Source organism: Chitinimonas arctica (assembly GCF_007431345.1).
Lineage (GTDB): Bacteria > Pseudomonadota > Gammaproteobacteria > Burkholderiales > Chitinimonadaceae > Chitinimonas > Chitinimonas arctica.
Genome location: NZ_CP041730.1, coordinates 1,807,912 through 1,822,928, shown reverse-complemented (window position 1 = coordinate 1,822,928; position 15,017 = coordinate 1,807,912). Strand labels below are relative to the sequence as shown.

The window sequence follows — 15,017 nt, the reverse complement described above, 5'->3', positions numbered from 1 at the left end:
TTGTCATTTGGGCTGTAGGTAGCGGAAGTTGAGCCAGGCCAGGGCCATGCAGAGCGAGGAAACGACCAGGCTGGCGGCGAGCGCCCGGCCGAAATTGAGGGTCTTGATGCCGAACTCGTAGGCGTAATACAAGGCGGTGAAGGTGGATTGGAACGGACCGCCCTGGGTCATGATCTGTACTTCCTCGAACGCCTTGGTGGCGGCCAGCATGGACATGATCGAGCAGAGCAGGATGGTGGGCAGCAACAGCGGCACGGTGATGCGCCAGAAGCGCTGCCAGGCATTGGCGCCATCGAGGATGGCGGCTTCGTAGACTTCGGCGGAAATGGATTGCAGCCCGGCCAGGTACAGCACCATATACCAGCCCAGGCCTCGCCAGATGGTGACGAACATCACCGCGAACAGGGCGATGCGGTCATCGCTGAGAAAGCCTATCGGTTCATTGATCAGGTGCAGCCAGCGCAGCGTGGCATTGAGCGCGCCGGCATCGGTGTACATGAAGTTCCAGATGACGCCGATCACCGAGACGGTGGTCACGACCGGTAGATAGTAGGCAGCGCGGAAGAAGCGGATGCCGGGCAGATTATTGTTGACCAGTACCGCCAGCAGGATGGCCAGCACCTGGATGGCCGGTACCACCAGCAGATAGAGCGCGGAATTGCGCAGCGCGGACAGGAACAGTTCATCGGCGAATAGTTCGCGGAAGTTATCCAGGCCGACCCATTGCGGCGGCTCGATCACGTTGTAATGGGTAAACGCGATATAGGAACCGAATCCCACCGGCCAGAATGCGAAAACCAATAACAGTACGATGGCGGGCGCCAGGAACAAGTAAGCGGACAGGGTGGAACGGCGTGACTTGGCCACGATTCTCTCTTCTCGTCGAATACGGTTGCGGATGGGTGCGGTGGCCGGCGACGGCCTTGTCGCTATTTACCGAGCTTCTTGTTCCAGAACAGCACGGCCTCGTCCAGGGCCAGTTTGGCGTCCTTGCGGCCGGTTACCGCCTGTTCCACCGCGCCGGAAAGCCGGGTGGACAGCAATTCCGAGTTTTTTACGCCGGCCAGGAAGACCGTGCGGGTGACGGCGATATTGCGGGCCGCGGCGATCAGGCCCTTTTCCACCGCGCCTGCCTGGTCCGGCAGGGTATGGAAGAAGGCGTGCTGGGATGCCAGGCGCGAAGTCGGCAGCGTGCCGGCCGCGCGGGAAAAGGCCAGCTGGTTTTCGGCGCTGGTGAGAAAGGCGCCCAGCTTGGCGACTTCCGGCAGTAGCTTGGGATCGACATTCTTGGGCACCACGAAGGTGAATTGCCAGCCGCCGGCGGCCATGCCGGTGCGACCCAGCGGCGCGCTGGCGGCATCGGTATGGCGGTAGATGGCGGGCGCATCGTCCCTTACGCGCTTCAGTGCGGCCGGTACCGTGACCAGCATGCCTAGCCGGCCGCTGTTGTAGGCCGCCATGGAGACCTGGAAATTATCTTCGGAGAACAGGTTGTCCTTCAGCAGGGCGCCGGCCTGGTAGGCATCCGCCAGCTTGCGGACAAAGGCGACGTGGGCCGGCGAATTGAAGACGGCGCGGCCGTTCCGCATGATTTCCAGGCCCTCGTTGATCATCAACCCTTCCACCTTGGTCGGCCCCAGCGTGGGGGCGAAGCCGGCCACGCCGGTCTTCTGGCGGATGGTCTTGGCATAGCTCAGCTGCATGTCGAAGGAGCGGGGCGGTTGCGCCGGATCCAGGCCGGCCTGGCGGAACAGTGCGGTGTTGTAAGCGATGACATTGGCGCCGTTGTAGAAAGGGAAGGCGTAGATGTGGCCATCGAAACTGACGTCCATGATGGCGCCGGTCAGGTACTGCTTGCTGTCCAGCAAATTGTCCAATGGCTGTATCAGGCCCGCTTCCTTGAACTCGTAGACCCAGGGCACTTGTACATTGGCCAGGGCCGGTGGGTTGCCGGAAGCCAGGGCCACCATGAACTTGCTGCGTATCACGTCCCACGGGTAGTCCACCCAGGCCACTTCGACCTGCGGATTGGCCGCCTGGTAGCGGCTGACCAGGTTATTGAAATACGGCGCGAACTTGGGCGCCAGGCTCTGCGTCCAGAATTCCAGCCGGGGCCGGTCGGCCCAGGCTTGGCCTGACAGGGCAAGGCTGCCCAGCAGGGCGGCTTTGGCGATGCGTTTCGAGAGCATGATGGGGCTGGACTCCGGGCCTGGCTGTCGGATGGGGAAGCGGCTGCCGATCAACGCGTCAAGGTGACTTTATTGAGATGGCGTGGCTGGTCGGGATCGAAACCGCGTGCCCGGGCCAGCGCTTCGATCATGGGATAGAAGGCACTGATGGCGGTGAGGGCATCCAGTTCGGGCAGCGGCGCCGGCGGCAGGGTCAGTTCACGCTCGGGGATATCGGCCGGTGCGGCCAGCAATACCTTGGCGCCGCGTTCGCGCATTTCCGCGGCCAGCTTGATCAGTCCGGCCTGCGCGGCGCCGCGCGGCGCGAAAATCAGCAAGGGATAGCCCTTCTCGATCAACGCCATGGGGCCGTGCTTGATTTCGGCGCCGGAGAAGGCTTCCGCCTGGATGGCCGCCGTTTCCTTGCATTTAAGGGCGGCTTCCAGGGCGATCGGCAAGGTGAGGCCGCGCCCGACGATCATGATGCGCTCGGCCTGCCGCAAGGCTTCCACGCCGGCCGACCAGTCGGTTTCCAACGCCCTGCCGAGTGCGTCGGGCAAGGCTGCCAAGCCGTCCAGCAATACCTGGTCGTCGGCCCAATGGGCGACCAGGCGGGCGCCGGCGGCCAGGCTGGCGATATAGCTCTTGGTGGCGGCCACCGCATATTCCGGACCGGCTTCCAGTGGGAGGGTCCATTCGGCGGCTTCGGCCAGGGGCGACGCCGCATCGTTGACCAGGGCTACGGTCTGGGCCCGGCCTTGCCGAAAGCGCCGGATCGGTTCGACCACGTCCGGGCTGCGGCCCGACTGCGAAATGGCGATCGCGACCGTACCCGCCACGTCCAGTGGCGCGTCGTACAGGGTCAGCAAGGACATGGGCAGCGATACGGCGAGCCGGCCCAGGCGCAGCATGGTGAGATAGGACAGATAGGCCGAAGCATGGTCCGAGCTGCCGCGCGCGACGGTGACCAGCGCGTGCGGATCGGTATGGCGCAAGCGCGCGCCCAGCTCGGCGAAGCGTGCATCCTGTCGGTCTGCCTGGCGCGCGAGGGCGGCGGGCGCCTCGTGCATCTCTTTCCACATGCAAGTCGTCACTTAACTCTCCAGTTTGATCGGTTCGCCTTCGACGAAGACGGCTTTCAGTTGCAGGTCACGGTTGAACACCACCAGGTCGGCATGGCAGCCGACCGCCAGCCGGCCCCTATCGTCCAGGCCCAGCATCTCCGCCTGGTAGGTGGAGAGGCGGCGCGAGGCATCGTCCAGCTCCAGGCCCAGGCCGACCAGATTGCGGAGGGCGACGTCCAGGGTCAGGGTAGAGCCCGCCAGGGTGCCGTCCGGCAAGCGCACGCCCCCCATGCATTTGGTGACCGTGTGGCGGCCAAGCTTGTAATTGCCGTCCGGCATGCCGGCGGCAGCGGTCGAATCGGTCACGCAATACAGCTTGGGGATGGCCCGCAGGGCGGCTTTGATGGCGCCGGGATGCACATGCATCAGGTCAGGGATCAGCTCGGCGTATTCGGCGTGGGCCAGCGCGGCGCCGACAATGCCCGGCTCCCGGTGGTGCAGGCCGGTCATGGCGTTGAACAGATGGGTGAAGCTGATGGCGCCATGCTGCAGCGCTGCCACGCCATCCTCGTAGCTGCCCAGCGTATGGCCCAGCTGCACCCGGATCCCGCGTGCGACCAGGTCGCTGATCAGCGACATGTGGCCGCGTACTTCCGGCGCCAGCGTAAGTATCTTGAGCGGCGCCAGTTCGCCGAAGCCGCGTATTTCCTCGAGTACGCCGTCGCGGGCGAAATTCGGCTGGGCCCCCAGCTTGCCGGGATTGATATAGGGCCCTTCCAGATGCACGCCCAATACCCGCGAACCGGCGGTGCTGCGTAGCGCCATGGCTTGCCCGACGCCCTGCAGGGCCAGTTCGATTTCGCGCTTGGGCGCGGTCATGGTGGTGGCCAGCAGGCTGGTGGTGCCGTGGCGGGCATGCGTGCGGGCGATGACCGACAGGGCGTCGCCGCCCTCCATCACATCGCGGCCGCCGCCGCCGTGCACATGCAGGTCGATAAAGCCGGGCAGGATAAAATCGTCGCTATTGCCGCCCGGATCGCTGGGCACGCCTGCCAGGCCGATGATCTGGCTGCCGAAATGCAGATCGCCGTGTCGCCAGCCGTCGGGAGTGAGGATATTGCCGTGCAGGGTTTGCATATCTGGAAAGCTGGCTGGTGACGGTTGACGATAAACGGAGGCTGGGACCTATCGCCGGAGCTCGGCGATAAAATCGTAGTAATCGTTGCGGCAGTAGGAGTAGGACAGTTCCACCGGCAGGCCGCTGTCCAAATAGCCGATCCGGGTGATCATCAGCATGGCGGTGCCGCTGGGGATGCCGGCCAGCTGGGCGATCTCGTCGCTGGCATTGACCGCCTTGATATGCTGGAGGGCCCTGACCACCGAGGTGCCGTGGCCATCGAGCCAGGCATAGAGCGAGTCGGTGATGGCCGTGGGGTCCGGCAGATAGCGGCTGGGCAGGGTAGAGGTTTCCACCGCCATCACGGTGGCATCGGCCATCCGCAGGCGCTTCAGGCGGGCCACATTGGAGGCGGGCGACAGCCCCAGGCGCAGGACTTCTTCCTGGGTGGCGCTGCCGATTTCGCGGCTCAGCCAGCGTGACGACGGGGCGAAGCCGCGATTGCGGATTTCCTCGGAAAAACTGGTCAGGCGCGACAGCGGCTGGACCAGCCGCGGGGCGATATAGGTGCCGGAACCTTGGCGCCGTACGATCAGGCCCTGTTCGAACAGCATATCCATCGCCTTGCGGGCGGTAACACGCGAGATATCGAGCATCTCGCACAATACCCGCTCCGACGGCAGGGCTTCATCGGCCTGCCACAGGCCGGTGCCGATGGCGCTGGACAGCTTGTTGGCGACCTGCAGGTACAGTGGGGTGCTGCTGTCGGAATCGGGCTTCAAGGCCAGGAGGGCGGCTTCGCGGGCTTTATCCATTAAATGTTTCCCCGAATCAGGTGCAGCGCGCCGGTGGCGGAATCGGCCAGCGGTTGGCGCGCGCGATGGATCAATGCCGAGGGCAGCCAGGGACGCAATGCTTCCGCCAGGCCGCCACAGAGCGCGATGGGTAGTCGGTTTTCGCTATCGAGCGCACGGGCGATGTCGGCGATTTCTTCGCCCGCCTGGCGCAGGATGGTAGCCGCAGCGGCGTCATTCGCTGCGTGCTCAAGTACCAGTGGGGTCAGTTGTGCGTAACTGGTTTGGGTGGCTTGGCCCAGCCAGCGAAAGGCCTGGGTGATATCGCCGCCCAGCTGGGCGACCACGGCGCGGGCCAGTGGCGTGGTTTCGGCGCGGCCGTCCAGCGCGCGCTGCGCCAGTCGGGCGGCCTGCATGCCTATCCAGGCACCGCTCCCTTCGTCACCGCTGGGGAAGCCCCAGCCGGAGACCGTGCGCCGTTCGGTCCCGCCCAGCCAGGCTTCGCCTATGCTGCCGGTGCCGACCGCCACGATGGCGCCGGCTTGGCCGCCATGGGCGCCCAGCAAGGTGGTGAAGCCGTCGGTGTCGAGGCGGATGGCATGGAAATCGGTGGCCTGGCCGAGGAAGGCCTCGGCCCAGGCGGGATTGTGGACGCCGGCCAGGCCCAGGCCGATGGCGCAGGTCGATGGGTCGAAGTGCAGGCGGGACTCGCGAAAGGTACGGGCGATACAGGCACGGATAGTCAGCCAGGCGACGTCTATACCCAGCCCCAGCCCGGAAGGGCCGGCGCTGCCGCGCGCCAATTCGCGGCCGTCGCGATCCGCCACCCGGATACGGGTGCCGGTGCCGCCGCCATCTACACCGATCAGAAATTCCAGGGCCATTCCCACGCTCTCCCGCCAGTCCGATATGACCGGTCTTATTGTGACCGCTTAGATACCAGTTGAATACAAGACCTATTCAATACCACTGAGGGGGTACTGTCAACGTAATTTCTACGGAGAAATAAGCTCGGTCGAGAATGTGTTGCGGCGCTGACCCACTATCGGCCGTTACGGCAGGCCGGCCGGTGGGACCGATGGGGGGCAAGGATATTTTATGGTGGCACCTGACCGAAAAAAAACCGCATGCCGTGTCAACCGCTCTCCTGGCCAGTGCGTTAATGCCTGCGACGCGCCTAGGCGTCGAACAAACTACTTACCTTTTCAGACTTAAGGAAACACCATGAAATTCATCGCTGCCCTGATCGCCGGCCTGTTCGCCACCGCTGCTTTCGCTGCTGAAGCCACCGCTGCTGCTCCTGCTGCCGCCGCTGCTCCTGCCGCTGCCGCCGCTCCTGCTCCGGCTGCCAAGGTTGAGAAGAAGGCCGAAGAGAAGAAGGTAGAAAAGAAGGAAGAGAAGAAGGCTGAAGCCAAGAAAGAAGAAAAAAAGGCTGAAGTGAAGGCAGAAGCCAAGAAGGAAGAGAAGAAGGAAGAAAAGAAGTCGTAATTCGACTCTTTCTCCAGCTTCAAGAAAAGGCGACGCAAGTCGCCTTTTTTCATGGAGAGGCTCGACCATCAGTGAGGACTGAAGCGTCAATTCAGCCCCCGGCGGCCCCCGCAAGGAGGAGGCCGGAGTAGTAAGCCCCTGCGGGGCAACGACTCCGCACAGCCGGGGGTTAACGTTCCGTAGCATTCTGAGCCGCCCCTCGCTTGATTGAGTCCAACTCCCCCTTACCCGGGCGGCCCCGCCCTCGCCGCCGCGAGGGAGCCTCGTCCCCGCAAGGGGGAGGCCGTGGTTGTAAGCGCTGAAGCGCTAACAACCACGCACCCGACGCTCGTTAGCGCTCCTCTAGGCGGCAGCGCGTAGCCTTAACTTCGGTAAAAGCCTAAAATGGCAGGCTTTTCCGCCTGATTGTCTATCCCGTGTCCGCTTCTATCTGGAAACCCCATGCCACGGTGGCCGCTGTCGTCGAGCACGCCGGCCGCTTTCTGCTGGTAGAGGAAGAAACCGCCGAAGGGCGGCGCTTCAATCAGCCGGCTGGCCATATGGACCATGGCGAGTCCTTGCTGGCCGCCTGCGTGCGTGAAGCGCGGGAAGAGACCGGATTCGATGTGGTGCCCACGGCCTTGGTGGGTATCTACCAGTGGTCGCCGCTGCCTGGCGGCGAGACGACTTATCTGCGCTTCGCCTATGCCGCACAGTTGTCGCCCGGTACGGCGCCAGAGCGTGTTTGCGACGTGGTCAATCGTACATGCCTGGCCGAACGGCGGGTGGGCGAAGTCGAGGCGGCGCTGGACGAGGGCATCGTGCGGGCGGTCTGGCTGGACTATGCGCAGATCCTGGCGTGCCGCGAGCGGCATCGCAGCCCACTGGTACTGCAATGCATCGACGACTTTCGCGCCGGCCGCCGTTTCCCGCTTGAGCTGATTGCCCACCATGACTGAGTCCTCCACTTCCCGCATCGTTGTCGGCTTGTCCGGCGGCGTCGATTCCTCGGTTACCGCCTGGTTGCTGCGCGAGCAGGGTCACGACGTGGTCGGCGTGTTTATGCAGAACTGGGAGGACGACAACGACGATGCCTTCTGCTCGATCAAGGAAGACGCGCGCGATGCCATCGCCGTGGCCGATCTGCTGGGCATCGATATCGAACTGGTGAACTTCGCCAAGGAATACAAGGATAGGGTCTTTGCCTATTTCCTGGCGGAATACCAGGCTGGCCGCACGCCGAATCCCGATGTGCTGTGCAATGCCGAGATCAAGTTCAAAGCCTTTCTCGACTACGCCATCAGCTTGGGCGCCGACAAGATCGCCACCGGTCACTACGCGGGTACCGATGTCGGACCGGACGGCCTGACGCGCTTGCTGCGCGGCGCCGACGAAACCAAGGACCAGAGCTATTTCCTCTATCGCCTGAGCCAGTACCAGGTGTCGCGTGCGGTATTCCCCCTGGCTGCGGTACGCAAGACCGAGGTGCGCCGCATTGCCGCCGAAATCAAGCTGCCCAACCACGCCAAAAAGGATTCGACCGGGATCTGCTTTATCGGCGAGCGTCCCTTCCGCGAATTCCTCAACCGCTATCTGCCCAAGACACCCGGCGCCATGCGCACGCCGGAAGGTAAGCGGGTGGGTGAACATGCCGGCCTGATGTATCACACCCTGGGGCAGCGGCAGGGGCTCAATATCGGCGGGCCGGGCGAGCCCTGGTATGTGGCCGGCAAGGATATGGCCAATAACGAGTTGATCGTGGTGCAAGGCCACGATCACCCGCTGTTGCTGAAATCCTCGCTCAGCGCCGACCAGCTCAGCTGGGTGGCCGACCAGGCGCCCCGGGCAGGGCGCTATACGGCCAAGACCCGTTATCGCCAGACCGATGCCGCTTGTGAATTGCTGGAGGTGCGCGACGGCGTGGCCGAGCTGCGCTTCGACGATCCACAATGGGCGTTGACGCCGGGGCAGTCGGCGGTGCTGTACGACGGGGCGGTTTGCTTGGGTGGCGGCGTGATTCGCTAGCCTGCGCATCGCCAGTCGGCATGCCGCGATTGCGGCATCTATAGTGTGACGGACCGGCCGCCTCGCCGCGGTACGACGTCCACTTGGAGAGGAATCCGACATGTCCATAGGCAAGCGTCTTGTGCTGATGTTGGTGCTGGCCCTGGTTGCGCAGCTGATCGTAGGCATTATCGGCATCAGCGCCTTCCGTGCCCTCAACGACCAGGTCAAATCCCTTACCGAAATCAGTATGCCCAGCGTGCAGGCTACCAGCGATATCGCCATTGCCTACCGGGAGCAGCGCGCCATGCTGCTTGCGCACATCATGGAGCAGGACGTCGATCTGAAGAAGGCCTTCAACCAGAAGGTGGATGAGGCGGTTAGCAATGCCAGGAAGGCGGTGGATGGCTATGCCAACCTGGTGACGGACGATACCGACAAAGCCAATTATGCCGCCCTGAAAATTGCTTTCGATAGCTATTCGGCAGGGTATAAGGAGGCCTTGGACAGTTCGAACCAGGGCAAGAACGATCAGGCGGTGGCGGCGCTGTATGGCAAGGTATTGCCGGCCGAACAGGTGGTGCAGGCCGCCATCCAGAAGACCTCGTCCTACAACCTCAAGCGCCAGGAAGGCAGCGCGGCCGATGCCGAGCGGGTCTACCGGCAGGCCTTGACCACCTTTATGGTCGTCAATGTCATCGGTATCACGCTGCTCAGCGTATTTGGCTGGTTGATCTACCGGGCGATTACCAAGCCCCTGGCGATCATGAAGCAGACGGTGGAGCGGATAGGCAGCGATCTGGATTTTACCCAGCGGGTACCCATCAGCAGCCACGACGAAGTCGGCAAGACCGTATTGGCCTTCAATCGCCTGCTCGATACCCTGCAGAGCAGTTTCCGCGATATCGCCGCTGGCGTGGACGGGGTGGCCGCCCAGGCCCACGAAATGGCCAAGGCCGCGCAGCAGATGTCGCAGAATTCCGCTTCGGGCAGCGAGTCGGCAGCCAATATGGCCGCGACGGTCGAGCAGGTGACGGTCAGCATCAACCACGTTGCCGACCGGGCTGGCGAGGCGACGACGGTTTCGCGGCATTCGGGCGATATCGCGACCGACGGCGAGGTGGTGATCAAGGCGACCGTGGGCGAGATCAACGGCATCGCCGAGCGGGTGGCCGAGGCTTCCGCCCAGATCGATCTGCTGGCGCGCGAGAGCGCCAGTATCGGTGCGGTGGTCAGCGTGATCAAGGATGTTGCCGATCAGACCAATCTACTGGCCTTGAACGCCGCAATCGAAGCGGCCCGTGCCGGTGAGCAGGGGCGAGGGTTCGCGGTGGTGGCCGATGAAGTGCGCAAGCTGGCCGAACGTACCTCGGTGTCCACCCAGGAAATCGGCACCTTGATCGCGACCATCCAGCAGGGTGCGGATGCTGCCGTCGCACGTATGCGAGAGGTGGTGAGCCGGGTGGACTCCGGGGTGCAGAAGGCGAACCAGGCCGGTGGAGCCATCCAGCAGATACGCGCCGGTTCCAGCCAGGTGTTGGAGATGGTGGAAGATATCAGCCACGCCATTCGCGAGCAGAGCGCGGCCAGTACCAATATCGCCCAGCAGGTCGAGCGGATCGCGCATATGTCGGAACAGACCAGCGGTGCGGCCGGCGATACGGCGGAGGCGGCCAACCAGTTGCAGCAGCTGGCCACCCAGATGCAGGTTACGGTGTCGCGCTACCGTGTATAGCGTGAGCGTGGTATCCGCTACGCCGGCCAGTGCGGCAGGCGTTCGAACTGCGCGCGCAGTTCGCCTTCGAACGGAATGGCGCCGCCCTTGCCGGCGTCGAAGATCACAAAGGTGACATCGGCTTCTGCTACCTTGGTGTCGGTACCCTTCAGATACACGACTTGGTGGATGACCGCACTGCGGCTGCCGATCTTGCTCATGGCGGTGGCGATGCTCAGATGTTCGCCCATCATCGCCGGACGGCGATAATCGATATTGATATTGACGATCACGAAGGCCAGGCCGGCTTCGCTGAAATACGCCAGCGAACCGTACTCCTCGGTAAAGCCCCAGCGCGCCTCTTCGAGGAACTCCAGGTAGCGGGCGTTGTTCACGTGTCCATATAAATCAAGGTGATAGCCGCGAACCTTGATATCGGTCAAATGGGCGGGTGTGCTGGTACTCATAGGGATGCTCCGGGCAACGGGGAGGTGATCTTACGGGAAAGATCCCTGTCGGTAGCATGCTTGGCGTCCCAAAGATTCCACATTTGGTCGACAGGCTGGAATAATCGCGCCCATGCCTCTGTATCAAATTCCTCCCCGCTTACGTTATTGCCTATATGGCCTGGCCTTGGTGCTGGCCCTGGTGGTGATCCTGCCGCTGTTCAATTTCGCCTCGCTGGGCCAGCGCCTGGCGCAGGATGCCAGCGAGTCGCTGGGTCGCAAGGTGGAAATCGAAGGTTTCCATCTTGCCCTGCTGCCGCGTCCCGGCGTGACCCTGGAAGGCCTGACCATCAGCGAGCCGGATGGCCGTTCACTATTCAGCCGTTTCGACAGTGCCCGCTTCTCGCTTGGCTGGAGCGGCTTGTTGCAAGGCCGGGCCGAAGTGGTGGATGCCCGCATCGAAGGGCTGGCCATGAATGTCTATGGCCTGGCGGACGGCCGGCTCAACTGCGACGACCTGCTGGTCCGGCGGCCCAGGCAGGGCCGCATCAGTTGGCGGCCCGAGCGCATCGACCTGGTGTCGGCCGCCATGAATTGGCGCAATGGCAATGACCAGACCATTCGCTTCCGCAATATCGATCTGCATGCGCTGGACCCGGAGGGCGACGAGGGGGCGGTGCGCATACAGGGACAGCTGGCGGCGCCGGACTGGGGTGGCGGCTTGTTGGTGGAGAGTGGCTTGAAGGTGGATAGGCAGGGTCTTAGCGCACGCCTGAAGGACTTTCGCCTGGCCATCAAGGCAGAAACCCCCGAGTGGCGGGATGGCCGCTTCGAGTTGGCCGGCGATTTGAGCGCCGCAGCGCTGCCGTGGCGGGTCAGCCTGGCCAGCGCCACCGCGCGTGCCGCTGTGCAAAGGGGGGCTCAGCGCTGGCAGGCCAGCCTGAAGACACCACAGCTTCGTGGCGGCGAAGGTGGTTTGGCGACCGGCAGGGTAGAGGCGGAATTCGCCATCAAGAGCAGCAAGCGCGAAATCGCCGGCCAACTGAAAGTGGATGGGCTGGCGGCGGGTACCGCCGGCAGCCTGGTCGCCAACGCGGCGCGTTTACGTCTGCAATTGCTGGACGCGGCCCAGAATGCCGTCCTGGACATGGAAAGCCCCTTGCGCATCGAGGGCTGGCGCACGGTGGGTCTGGATGGCTTCAAGCTGACCGGCACCTATCGGCATAAGGCCTTGCCGCGCGGCGCGATCAAGCTGCAACTAGCCGGGAACGCGGCGCTGGATCTGGCGCGCGAGCGATTCGACTGGCATAGCCGGGGCAAGTTGGATGGATCGCCGATGATGGCCCAGGTCTCGCTGGAGGATTTTGTCAGTCCCCGCTACGCATTTGGCCTGGACTTGGCCAAGCTCGACCTGACCCCCTATCTGCCGGACGGCGAGAAGGAGCCTTTGCTGGACCCGGCGCAAAACTTCTCGCTTGCCTGGCTGGACGGCCTGGTTGCCCGTGGCGATATCAAGCTGGGCGAGCTGGATATCGGCCGATTCCGGGTGTTCAATCTAAGCACCCACGTCGAGACGGCGCGCCGCCAGCTATTGCTGGAGCCCTTGCAGGCGGATATCTACGGCGGCAAGCTGAAGGGCCGCGTATTGCTGGAAGGGGGCAAATCGCCCAAGGTGCAGCTGACGCAATTGCTGTCCGGCATGGAAGTGGCCGCCTTGATGTCGGATATCTTCGGCATCGACCGGGTGACCGGCCGCGGCAATCTGAATATCGATATCAGCGCCCCCGCCAACAGTATCGCCGCGCTGCGTAGCGGCGTGGCCGGGCGGGTGGATCTGATGCTGACGCGCGGCGCCATTGCCGGGCTGGACGTGGGTGACGTGCTCCGTGGCCTGCGCAGCAATCTGGCCAAGTTGACCGGCAGCATCATCCCGGCCGATACCGGCCGGCGCACCCGTTTTTCCGATCTCAGCGCCCGCTTCGTGCTGAAGGATGGCATAGCCGAAAGCCGCGATCTGCAGATACGGGCGCCCTTCCTCAAGCTGGACGGGGGCGGCAAGGTCGATATTGGCCGTGGCGTGGTCGATTACCTGCTGCATGCGACGGTGACCGGCGGTAGCGGCATACCCGAGCTGGATGCGCTCAAAGGGGTGAAGGTGCCCATCTCCATCACCGGGCCGTTGGCCACGCCGGATTATCGGGTCGATACCAAGGCGTTGCGGGACAAGCTGACGGAGCCGGTGGTGGGTAAGCCTTGAGAGTGGGGCGGGAGAGGATATTGGCGGCCCGCATGTGGTTGCGACAAGAAGCATGATCTCCTACGGCAAAGAATCGAACGAAATACAGAAAATTCCTCCCATTTTCTGGATGCGAAGGCGCATCCCGGTTCCGTAGGGTCGGCGGAACAAGCCAAGCATTTTGTCTTGGCTTCGTTTGCCGAAGGAGCCAATAGATGGCCTTGCTCATCTCTCTACTTTCCTCGGCGGCCAGAGCACTCGGCTCGGCTAAAACCAACGCACCAGAACCGAAAGCGGAAAAATCCGCCAAGTCCGCCGCAAGCAGCACCGCCCGCCATACGCTCAACACTGGCCTGTTTGGCAGTTGGTCGTTTACCACGATCTGTAGCGGGGTGCTTGCGGTCCACAAGGCCATTGCCGACTATGTGAAGCCCGTTGTCGAGGTAGCCGGAAGCGGAGTGGGAGCGGCCAGTTGCTTGCTTGGCATGATCGAAGCAGCCGAAAGCCTATACGACACCGCGGTCTACCTTGGCGACCTGAAGCGTGCCGTGGGGCTGAAAGACAAGCACCGCGAGCAAGCCAAGGCGTTCGAAGCCGCGTCAACTCCACGCCCCCATCGGCGCGCAGTGATTGAAGGTGAAGCTGCGCCTGGCGTTCTGCACGACATACCCGTCCGTGAAGAGGAAATCGCCACCTCGGCGGCTGAATCGCTATTGGGCAAGCACCGGCCAAAGGATCCTGTGGCCAATCGTGAACCCATTGCCAAGACCGGGCCCAGCGAGCAAGCCAAAGGCGCCATGGGCTACTTCGCCTATCGCGACGCCGAAATCGAACATAAGGAACTCAAGGTCGGCCGTTTATCCAACGCCATCGCATTTTTACGTGATGGCGTTTTACAGCTGGCCAACATTGGCATCGGTGTGGCGGGTATCGTTAAAACCATAGCCGATTCCACTGCTGGCAGCGCGGTCATTCACGTTTCCACACACGCCGCCGGCATGGTGTCATCGGCGATAGGCGTGGTGAGTGGCGCATTTCAAATCGGCCAGGGCGTGGCTGACTATCGCGATGCGAAGCACGCGCGGCAGGTGGCTAGTGAATTTTGCAAGAGGGTAACGAATTGTTTTGATTATTGCGCTCGGTCAAAGCAGGCGCTGCTCTCATTTTCGATGCTATGCGATAAAAAAGACGAAAATAATGATAAGTATGAAAATACCATAAGTAATTGTCCAGCGGCGGAACTATCGAATATTCAAGAAATATATGGTGGAATTTTTCGGTGCGTCCATGAGAACCACAAAGAAGAACGAAAGTCACAAAAGACGCTCAGAACACGCGCCAAATTTCGCATTGCCTATGGGATCGTCGGTGCGGTGATATCCGGCATTGGCGTGATCTTGACGGCAACCGGCGTTGCCAGTCCAATTGGATTGGGCGTGCTGTCGGCCGGTGGCGCCGCGCTAGGCGGGGTATGGCTGGGTTACGCGGGTTACCGAAGCTGGGACGCGCGCAAGCAGAAGCGTGAAACTGAAAAACTATTGAAAAAGCATAAGGCGCAGCTCGGGGCGGTTTCCGGTAACTCCGTCTGTGTTTTGGAAGCCTCCTATGAAAAATCATCGAAAAACGGGCAGATGGCAGTCGTACTACTGATGGACCACTTGAGCGGCGGCCGGGCCGAGATGATCGTCAAGAACGTCAACGCGACACGGCAAGAAATCACAGCCGCCAAACAAGCGTTTGCGACTAGCCGGCTGGCGGCCAATCCAGGTCAAAACCTGTCAGCAGCTGGATTGCGCGTGCGCAGAAAGACCGCCACGCGCGCACTATTGTTGGCCGGCATGTCACGACAAGATGTGCGTGCCTTGAAAAGACTTATCGCCGAAGGCAATCAGCAAGAGGAAGTGGCAAGCCGAATTGAAAATTTCCTCCTTGGCAATGGTGGCCGGGCACTATGGCAGAAGCCGACGTTGGAAAGCGTTCCCGCTCCTGCCTTTTAATCATGGAGAA

Annotated in this window: 13 protein-coding genes; 6 read left to right on the top strand and 7 right to left on the bottom strand. The window is 62.6% G+C overall.

The window, feature by feature from the left end:
* Nucleotides 1-3: 3 nt before the first annotated feature.
* The 6 genes from FNU76_RS08130 to FNU76_RS08105 all read right to left on the bottom strand — a co-directional run bounded on the left by FNU76_RS08130 (nucleotide 4) and on the right by FNU76_RS08105 (nucleotide 6,027).
* Entirely contained in the window at nucleotides 4-867 is an 864-nt protein-coding gene (locus tag FNU76_RS08130; RefSeq protein ID WP_144277730.1) for a carbohydrate ABC transporter permease, read from the bottom strand.
* A gap of 62 nt (nucleotides 868-929) precedes the next feature.
* On the bottom strand, nucleotides 930-2,189 hold the full coding sequence (locus tag FNU76_RS08125; protein WP_144277729.1) for an extracellular solute-binding protein: 1,260 nt from the start codon (nucleotides 2,187-2,189) through the stop codon (nucleotides 930-932).
* A 50-nt stretch (nucleotides 2,190-2,239) separates the two neighbouring features.
* The gene (locus FNU76_RS08120; RefSeq protein ID WP_308418623.1) at nucleotides 2,240-3,262 is read right to left on the bottom strand and encodes an SIS domain-containing protein; all 1,023 of its coding nucleotides are present in this window, start codon (nucleotides 3,260-3,262) and stop codon (nucleotides 2,240-2,242) included.
* Complete coding sequence (gene nagA, locus FNU76_RS08115; RefSeq protein ID WP_144277728.1) at nucleotides 3,263-4,369, bottom strand: N-acetylglucosamine-6-phosphate deacetylase; 1,107 nt, start codon at nucleotides 4,367-4,369, stop codon at nucleotides 3,263-3,265. It abuts the gene before it with no gap.
* A gap of 48 nt (nucleotides 4,370-4,417) precedes the next feature.
* Nucleotides 4,418-5,164, bottom strand: a complete 747-nt coding sequence (locus FNU76_RS08110; RefSeq protein WP_144277727.1) for a GntR family transcriptional regulator — start codon at nucleotides 5,162-5,164, stop codon at nucleotides 4,418-4,420.
* Complete coding sequence (locus FNU76_RS08105; protein ID WP_144277726.1) at nucleotides 5,164-6,027, bottom strand: glucosamine kinase nucleotide-binding domain-containing protein; 864 nt, start codon at nucleotides 6,025-6,027, stop codon at nucleotides 5,164-5,166. The genes FNU76_RS08110 and FNU76_RS08105 overlap by 1 nt, the downstream gene beginning before the upstream one ends.
* A gap of 340 nt (nucleotides 6,028-6,367) precedes the next feature.
* Here FNU76_RS08105 and FNU76_RS08100 point away from each other — a divergent pair, with 340 nt between their 5' ends.
* The 4 genes from FNU76_RS08100 (at nucleotide 6,368) to FNU76_RS08085 (ending at nucleotide 10,349) form a co-directional block, all read left to right on the top strand.
* Nucleotides 6,368-6,631, top strand: coding sequence for a hypothetical protein (locus FNU76_RS08100; protein WP_144277725.1), 264 nt, complete (start codon nucleotides 6,368-6,370; stop codon nucleotides 6,629-6,631).
* A gap of 416 nt (nucleotides 6,632-7,047) precedes the next feature.
* Nucleotides 7,048-7,569, top strand: a complete 522-nt coding sequence (locus tag FNU76_RS08095; protein ID WP_144277724.1) for an NUDIX hydrolase — start codon at nucleotides 7,048-7,050, stop codon at nucleotides 7,567-7,569.
* Nucleotides 7,562-8,635 (top strand): tRNA 2-thiouridine(34) synthase MnmA, encoded by a 1,074-nt coding sequence (gene mnmA, locus FNU76_RS08090; protein WP_144277723.1) that lies wholly within the window; start codon nucleotides 7,562-7,564, stop codon nucleotides 8,633-8,635. The genes FNU76_RS08095 and mnmA overlap by 8 nt, the downstream gene beginning before the upstream one ends.
* A 100-nt stretch (nucleotides 8,636-8,735) precedes the next feature.
* A complete protein-coding gene (locus FNU76_RS08085; protein WP_144277722.1) occupies nucleotides 8,736-10,349 on the top strand; it encodes a methyl-accepting chemotaxis protein in 1,614 nt (537 codons plus the stop codon).
* Between the two features lie 17 nt (nucleotides 10,350-10,366).
* Here FNU76_RS08085 and FNU76_RS08080 read toward each other — a convergent pair whose 3' ends face one another.
* Nucleotides 10,367-10,795, bottom strand: a complete 429-nt coding sequence (locus FNU76_RS08080; protein ID WP_144277721.1) for an acyl-CoA thioesterase — start codon at nucleotides 10,793-10,795, stop codon at nucleotides 10,367-10,369.
* Nucleotides 10,796-10,907: 112 nt separating this feature from the next.
* On the opposite strand from FNU76_RS08080, the gene FNU76_RS08075 reads away from it, so the two are divergent.
* Both FNU76_RS08075 and FNU76_RS08070 read left to right on the top strand, forming a co-directional pair.
* Complete coding sequence (locus tag FNU76_RS08075; RefSeq protein ID WP_144277720.1) at nucleotides 10,908-13,031, top strand: AsmA family protein; 2,124 nt, start codon at nucleotides 10,908-10,910, stop codon at nucleotides 13,029-13,031.
* Between the two features lie 194 nt (nucleotides 13,032-13,225).
* Nucleotides 13,226-15,007 carry a hypothetical protein gene (locus FNU76_RS08070; protein ID WP_144277719.1) on the top strand — a complete coding sequence of 594 codons (1,782 nt, stop codon included), beginning with the start codon at nucleotides 13,226-13,228 and terminating at the stop codon, nucleotides 15,005-15,007.
* Nucleotides 15,008-15,017: the final 10 nt, after the last annotated feature.